The organism is Synechococcus sp. WH 5701 (genome assembly GCF_000153045.1).
In the GTDB taxonomy this organism is placed as follows: Bacteria; Cyanobacteriota; Cyanobacteriia; order PCC-6307; family Cyanobiaceae; genus Regnicoccus_A; species Regnicoccus_A antarcticus.
The window spans coordinates 1-1,479 of sequence record NZ_AANO01000071.1; the positions used below are offsets into that span (position 1 = coordinate 1).

The 1,479-nt window shown below is 62.3% G+C and carries 1 protein-coding gene and 1 pseudogene; both read right to left on the reverse strand.

The window, feature by feature from the left end; translation table 11 throughout:
* Nucleotides 1-491 (reverse strand): annotated as a pseudogene (locus WH5701_RS00395) (SAM-dependent methyltransferase); the annotation flags it as partial.
* Nucleotides 472-1,479: 3-phosphoshikimate 1-carboxyvinyltransferase (gene aroA, locus WH5701_RS00400; RefSeq protein ID WP_037979131.1), on the reverse strand; the 1,008-nt coding region annotated here is incomplete at its 5' end. The pseudogene WH5701_RS00395 and the gene aroA, both read right to left, overlap by 20 nt.

Consider the following 1,479-nt stretch of genomic DNA (forward strand, 5'->3'; position numbering starts at 1 on the left):
TCGAAGCGCACCGCCTCGGGAATGGTGGAAAGCATCTCGCGCGCATCCCCCCAGAGTTGTTTGCCCTCATCCCCTGGTGTCGACCAGCCCCCTTGGTCGCGGATGGCAGCCAGTTTGTGAAGCACATCCTCAGACCACAGCGCTTGAAACCTGGGTTGCGACAAGGCGAGTTCAAGCGGGCGACGATCCAATTCCAGTCCCCACCAACGCACGGCAGGGGTTGGTGTCGGCAAGGACCCCAGCACGGCGGCGGTGTTGTAACCAAGCCCGAAGCACACATCGAGGATGTGCAGCGGTTCACCGCCCTTAAAACGGTCGAGTTCGGCGGGGCCAACGAATTTGGCCCGTGCCTCGTTGAGCGCACCAGCGGAGTTGTGGAACGCTTCGCCAAAGTGCACGCTGTGGAGACTGAAGCTCCCATCGGCCGTCGGAAAGGCCTGGAGTTCCCCCAGATCTATCGAATCGCCTGACTTAGCGGTGCAATCGCTCAAGGTCGTCCCAGAAGGTGGGATAAGACACAGCTGCCGCTTCACTGCGGGCCAGGGTTGATGGGCCATTGGCCATCAATGCCGCCACGGCCATGCTCATCGCCACCCTGTGGTCGGTTTCGCTGTCTAAGGCCGTGCCATGCAATGGCCTGCCACCTCGGATGGTCATCCCGTCGTCGTGCTCCTCGATCTCGGCCCCCATCGCTTTGAGCTGACGGGCCATTACCGCCAATCGGTCGGTTTCTTTCACCCGAAGTTCTGCTGCACCGCTGATCCGACTCTCCCCGTCGCAGAAACAGGCCGCAACGCTGAGGATTGGCACTTCGTCCACGAGGCGGGGCATGATTTCTTCCCCGAATTGGAAGGGCTTCAGTGGGCCGTGCTTCACCCGGAGATCTCCCACCGGTTCCCCAGCAACATCCCTGGGATTGACTATTTCGATGTTGGCGCCCATTTGATCCAGCACCTCCAGGATTCCGGTGCGCGTGGGGTTCAGCCCCACGTTCTCGATGGTGAGATCCGATCCGGGCACCAGGGCTCCAGCCACGAGCCAGAACGCTGCTGAACTGATATCACCGGGAACCACAACGGTTTGGCCGTGAAGCGTTGCCCCTGGCTTCACACTGATGTGACGCCCCATTTCTCCGCCCACCTCCAGGTTGGCTCCGAAGGCCCTCAGCATGCGTTCGCTGTGGTCCCGTGATTGCGATGGTTCGATCACGGTGGTGGGCCCATCGGCCGTGAGCGCTGCCAGCAGGATGGCCGACTTCACCTGGGCACTGGCCACCGGCGTTCCAACGATGGTTCCACGCAATGTGGTTCCTTGCACCGCCAGCGGAGCCAAGTTGCCGCTGTCGCGTCCTCGCACATCGGCACCCATGGAGGCCAATGGTTGGCCCACCCGACGCATCGGTCGTCGGCGTAGGGAAGCGTCGCCATCCAACACGAAATGCCGCCCGGCTCGGCCAGCTAGCAAGCCGAGCATCAGCCG